Source organism: Synechococcus sp. R6-5, from assembly GCF_047461775.1.
Taxonomy (GTDB): domain Bacteria; phylum Cyanobacteriota; class Cyanobacteriia; order Thermostichales; family Thermostichaceae; genus Thermostichus.
The window spans coordinates 1-5,695 of sequence record NZ_JANSHV010000018.1 but is presented as its reverse complement, the minus strand read 5'-3'; the positions used below and the strand labels follow the sequence as shown (position 1 = coordinate 5,695).

The 5,695-nt window shown below is 58.9% G+C and carries 5 protein-coding genes; 4 read left to right on the top strand and 1 reads right to left on the bottom strand.

The window, feature by feature from the left end:
• Positions 1 to 51: 51 nt before the first annotated feature.
• From moaC to NW818_RS00960, 4 genes are read left to right on the top strand one after another with little or no spacing between them, the layout of a single operon-like run.
• Positions 52 to 603 carry a cyclic pyranopterin monophosphate synthase MoaC gene (gene moaC / locus NW818_RS00975; protein ID WP_414423588.1) on the top strand — a complete coding sequence of 184 codons (552 nt, stop codon included), beginning with the start codon at positions 52 to 54 and terminating at the stop codon, positions 601 to 603.
• Positions 604 to 647: 44 nt separating this feature from the next.
• Positions 648 to 2,507 (top strand): hypothetical protein, encoded by a 1,860-nt coding sequence (locus NW818_RS00970; RefSeq protein ID WP_414423589.1) that lies wholly within the window; start codon positions 648 to 650, stop codon positions 2,505 to 2,507.
• The gene (locus NW818_RS00965; protein WP_414406613.1) at positions 2,501 to 3,505 is read left to right on the top strand and encodes an alpha-E domain-containing protein; all 1,005 of its coding nucleotides are present in this window, start codon (positions 2,501 to 2,503) and stop codon (positions 3,503 to 3,505) included. Before NW818_RS00970 ends, NW818_RS00965 begins: the two co-directional genes overlap by 7 nt.
• A gap of 16 nt (positions 3,506 to 3,521) precedes the next feature.
• Positions 3,522 to 4,082, top strand: a complete 561-nt coding sequence (locus NW818_RS00960; RefSeq protein WP_414423587.1) for a gamma carbonic anhydrase family protein — start codon at positions 3,522 to 3,524, stop codon at positions 4,080 to 4,082.
• 21 nt (positions 4,083 to 4,103) lie between these two features.
• Here the strand turns inward: NW818_RS00960 and NW818_RS00955 are convergent, their stop codons facing one another.
• Positions 4,104 to 5,561, bottom strand: a complete 1,458-nt coding sequence (locus NW818_RS00955; protein WP_414423586.1) for a circularly permuted type 2 ATP-grasp protein — start codon at positions 5,559 to 5,561, stop codon at positions 4,104 to 4,106.
• Positions 5,562 to 5,695 lie beyond the last annotated feature (134 nt).

The following is a 5,695-nucleotide window of genomic DNA, read 5'->3' as shown; positions in this document are numbered from 1 at the left end:
TTATTGACTAGAGTCATGCTCTTCAGCTCTTAAGGATTGTGGGAGGCCGGGGTGCCATCGGATTCGAGTTCTAGTCGCGCCAGCAGGACAGAGTCCTTTGTTGGGCAAGCCCTCACCCACCTGGACGCCTCTGGCCGAGCACAAATGGTGGAAGTAGGAGATAAGCCCACGGTTGCCCGTTTGGCCACTGCCCAAGGGCAGGTACGCATGTCAGAAACGACTTTGCAGGCTATTCTGGCCGGTCAAGGGCCCAAAGGGAATGTGGTGGAAACGGCCCGGCTGGCCGGGATCATGGCTGCCAAGCGCACCGCCGATCTGATCCCGCTGTGTCATCCTCTCCCCTTGAGCAGCGTCACCGTGGATCTGAATCCGGATCCCCATCTGCCCGGCTTTCTGATCACCGCTACAGTAAAAACCAACGCCCAAACAGGGGTGGAGATGGAGGCTTTGACAGCAGTTTCGGTGGCCGCCCTCACCCTGTACGACATGGCCAAGGCCTTGGAGAAGACGATGGTGATCGAACACATCCGGCTGCTGCGCAAGTATGGGGGGAAGTCTGGGCCCTTCGAGGTAGAGGATGGGGACAACGCCGAGAAATGCTAAAAGCGTTGTGCCAACCGGAGAGGGGTGTTGGGATAGGGTTGCTGGTGGGAGTCGTGGTGCTGCTCTGGCCCATGCTGCACCAGGGATATCCCATCACTCATTCCACCCACTTCAACCTCAGTTGGGCCTTTCAGTATCAACGACAGTTTTTCGGCGGGCAGTTTTACCCCCGCTGGCTAGAGTATTCCAACTTCGGCTACGGCAATCCTACCTTTGCCTTTTACCCCCCTCTGTGCATGGTGGCCCCTCTGCCGTTTCGCCTGCTGGGGCTGGATATGCCCGGATCCCTGGTGGCCAGCATGGGCTTGGCGATGGCAGTCTTTGGCGCAGGGCTGTATGCCCTTCTCCGGCAACTCATCCCCTGGGCTTGGGCTCTGGTTTTGGCTCTGGCGGGTATGGCCGGCCCCTATTGGCTGGTGGATATTTACCAACGGGGGGCAATGGGGGAAGTGTGGGCCATTGCTGTCTCTCCCTGGATTTTCTGGGCCTCAGTCCAGGTGATCTGCCGGCCCCAGTCCCTTTGGCCGATTGTGGCCTTAGCCATTAGCTATGGCCTGTTGGTGCTGTCTCATTTGCCAACCCTGCTGCTGTTTACCCTGGTTTGGCTGCCCCTGCCGTGGGTGCTGAGCCGTCGGGATCCCCTCTGGCCCAGGGTGGGGCGCTGCTACTTGGGGTTTGGGCTGGGGCTGGGGTGGACGGCGTTTTATCTGCTGCCCGCCTTTTGGGATCAGCGCTTTGTCCAGGTGGACTTCGTCAATTTCGTCGAAGAGTACATGCCCCAACATCGTTTGATGGTGAGTGGGCTGACCCGGCTCCAGCCACAACTGACGCAGCACTGGTTTGAGAGCGGCCTGGTGGGGTACTGGATCTGGATGGTGGCCGTTGTCTTGGGTGCTGGGATCCTGGTTTTCTGGGAATGGCTGGCCCGCAGGACAAGGGGGATGACCCCGATCCATTCCGTTCGCGCTAACGAGACGGAGTCCTTTGATGCCTTGGGATCCCATGCTCCCCTGGCCAAAGCCATCCTGCTCTACAGCTTGGGGGCCAGCTTGGTGGCCTTGCTGATGATGACGGATCTGCTGGGTTGGCTCTACGAGTGGGTTTTGCCCCTGCGCCGCATTCAGTTTTCTTGGCGCTGGATGGCGGTGACGGCGGTAACCGTGCCCTGGCTGTTGGGATCCCTGGCCGCCTGGGGGTGGGGACAAAAGGGCTTGAGGATCCTCTTGATTGTGGGGATAGGTCTGGCCATGGGGATACAAAGCTGGCAGGGCTGGCAGGTCTTGTCCAGAGCCAGGTTTGACCCGCAAACCATCCAGACTTTTCAAGAGCTGTCTGCCGCCAAGCAATTTCCCAACGAGCCCCAGGAGCGACCGGGCATTGCTTTTCTCCACATGCACTGGCGCTTTCCCGACGGGCTGGCGCTGGTGGATGTGCTGGAATACCGGCCTCGCCAGGCAACGCTGCCCATGCCGCCCCCAGAGGTGGATCCGCTGCTGCGGTGGCAGGGGGACGTAGTGGATTTTGGACAAGAGCAAGGCAATCTGGAGCCACTGTTGGAAGTGGAACGGTGGAGCTATGGCTACCGTCGTTTTCGGGCCGTTAACCCCACTGCTCAGGACCGATGGGTAGTCCTGCGCACTTTTTACTACCCTGCTTGGCGGGTACAGGTGGATGGTCGCCTCACGTCTGCTGAGCACAGCGGAGTGGGGCTGTTGCAGGTGCGGATCCCACCGGGGGATCATCGCGTGGAGGTGCGCTATCTGGGCACCCCAGCCGACTGGATAGGATGGATCCTGACTGGCCTAACGGGGGTGCTGCTGGTGAAGGTGCGGCGGCTGCTTCGTTTGTTGAATTTGAACGGAGCGCGGAGACAAGAAACTCCAGAGGAGGTAACAGCATGCTGAGTCGCGTGGCCGATTCCATCTACTGGCTCAACCGCTACGTGGAGCGCGCCGAGAACATCGCCCGCTTCATCGATGTCAATCTCAACCTCATCCTAGACTTGCCCAGCGGTCCCGCCCAGCAGTGGGATCCCATCGTCTACACCACCGGGGATCAGGAGCTGTTTTACCAGCGTTATGGCCAGGCGACCCAAGAAACGGTCATCCAGTTCCTGGCTTTTGATAGGGATTACCCCAACTCCATCCTTTCCTGTTTGCGGCTGGCGCGGGAAAATGCCCGTTCTGTGCGGGAGGTCATTTCTTCAGAAATGTGGGAGCGGGTCAACCGCTTTTATTTGATGGTCAAAGAAGCGGCTCAGCAAGGCCCCCACCTGAGTCAGCTCCATGATTTTTTCACGGAAGTGAAACTGGCCAGCCACCTATTCGCCGGGGTGATGGATGCCACCATGACCCATGGGGAAGGATGGCATTTTGGCCAGATTGGCCGTCTTTTGGAGCGGGCGGACAAAACGGCGCGCATTTTGGATGTTAAGTATTTTATTTTGCTGCCCTCTCTGCAGTACGTGGGTACGGCTTTGGATGAGTTGCAGTGGATTGCTTTGCTGAAGTCGGCCAGTGCTTATGAAATGTATCGGAAACACAGCCGCCAACACCGCATCAATCCCAGGGAGGTGGCCTCTTTTCTCATTTTGGATCGGCAATTTCCCCGCTCCATTCAGTTTTGTCTTATTCATGCGGATCGATCCCTGCACCAGATCACCGGCACCCCAGCCGATACTTGGCGGGATCCCAGCGAGCGAGCTTTGGGCCGCCTGCGTTCTGAGCTGGACTACCTAACCATCGACGACATTATGGAGCAGGGCTTACATGAGTTTCTCGACAAATTGCAGCTACAAATGAACCACGTTGGCGATTGCATCTACGAAACTTTCTTTGCCATTCGCCCCTTGCAACCGTCTGAATCCTCTCTACTCTCTCAACGTCAAGCCCAACTGACATGAACGGCCTCGACTCTAAATGCAACGAGAAAAACAGGACACCTGGCCAATTGGGCTGGATCGGCAGCCGACGGGAGTAGATGAGGCAGCCTTTATTGCCGCCAATGCCACACTGATCGGCGATGTCCAACTTGCGGAAGCGGTGAGCATCTGGTACGGGGCCATCTTGCGGGGGGATCTCTCGCCCATTGTCATTGGCCGCCGCAGCAATATCCAAGATGGAGCCATTCTGCACGGGGATCCCGGACAGCCGACCCTGATTGGCGAGGAAGTGACCATAGGCCATCGAGCGGTCATCCACAGTGCCCACATCGAGGGGGGATGTCTGATCGGGATTGGGGCCGTTCTCTTGAGCGGGGTCACCATCGGGGCGGGCAGCATGGTGGGAGCTGGAGCGGTGGTCACCCGGTCTGTGCCACCTCGCTCTTTGGCGGCGGGGATCCCGGCCAAGGTTATCCGCACCCTCACCGAGGAAGAGGTCGAGCAACTGCGCCTTCACGCCCAGCACTACGTGGATTTGGCGCTTCAGCATGCCAGCCGCTTTGGCCGGTGGAGCAGAGGTTCGGGCGAGCGGCTCTGAACCTATTTTGCAAGCCGTCTCTCAACAGCCGGGATCCGCGCAGAGCACCCAGGTATCTTTGCTGCCGCCCCCCTGGGAGGAGTTCACCACCAGAGATCCCTTCTTGAGGGCGACGCGGGTCAGCCCCCCTGGGTGAACGTAGATCTCTTTGCCGTAGAGGATATAGGGCCGCAAGTCCACATGACAGGGTTCTAGACGGGGGCCTTCCCCCCGATCCACCAAGGTGGGCACGCGAGAAAGGCACAGGGTGGGTTGGGCGATGTAGTTGCGCGGCTGGGCGCGGATTTTCTCGGCAAAAGCAGACCGCTCTGCCGGTGTAGCCTGGGATCCCATCAACATGCCGTAGCCACCCGACTCGTTGGCTGCCTTCACCACCAGCTTGTCCAGGTTCTCCAGCACATACGCCTGATCCTTGGGATCCCAGCAGAGGTAGGTGGGCACGTTGGGCAAAATGGCCTCTTCTCCCAGGTAGTAGCGGATCATCTGCGGCACATAGGCGTAGATCACCTTGTCGTCCGCCACCCCCGTTCCCAAAGCGTTGGCGATCGCCAGCCGCCCCGACCGGTAGACCTCAAACAGGCCGGGTACCCCCAAGAGGGAATCAGGGCGAAAAGCAAGGGGATCGATGAAGTCGTCGTCGATACGGCGGTAGATCACATCCACCCGCTGCAGCCCCTTGGTGGTGCGCATTTGCAAATAGCCATCTGCCACCACCAGATCCCGTCCTTCCACCAGCTCCACCCCCATCTGCTGGGCGAGGAAAGAATGCTCGAAGTAGGCGGAGTTGTAGATGCCGGGGGTGAGCACCACCACCGTTGGATTGGCTAGGTGCGGCGCCAGGTAGAGCAGAGTATCCAACAAATGGCTAGGGTAGTCGTCCACCGGGCGGATCCCCATGGTGTTGAACAGGGAGGGAAAGGTGCTTTTCATCACCCGCCGATTTTCCAGCACGTAGGAGATTCCCGACGGACAGCGCAGGTTATCTTCCAACACGTACCAAGTCCCGTCCCGATCCCGCACCAGGTCGGTGCCGGTGACGTGGCACCAAATTCTCCCCGGCGGGTTGAGCCCCACACAGGGCCGCAGAAATCCCTTGGCCGTTTCGATCAGCTCGGCAGGGATCACCCTATCCTTGAGGATTTTCTGGTCGTGATAAACATCGTCGATGAACAGGTTGAGGGCGTGGATGCGCTGCTTGAGACCCTTCTCCAGCCGCTGCCACTCGGAAGCCGAGACGATGCGGGGAATGATGTCAAAGGGGAAAATTCGCTCCGTGCCCTGGCTATCGCCATAGACGTTGAAGGTCACCCCCATTTGAAAGAGGGCCGCCTGCGCCGCCGCTTGCCGCTGCTGCAGTTCCCCTTCTTCCAGAGAATGAATGCGCTCAATCAGCGGGATCGCCTCAGGACGGGGCTGGTTACGCCCCAAAAACAGCTCGTCGTAAAACCCCTCGCCCGGGTCGTAGGCATCAAAACGCACGTCTGGGATCCCTGGAACGCTATCATCTTCTTCTACTTCTTCTACTGTTGGCGGCTCTGGATCTGCATAGTGTGCTTTCAGCTACTTTTAGCCTGGTAAAAAGAAAGAACTCCGTCCCGCTGACGCGAAAGGAC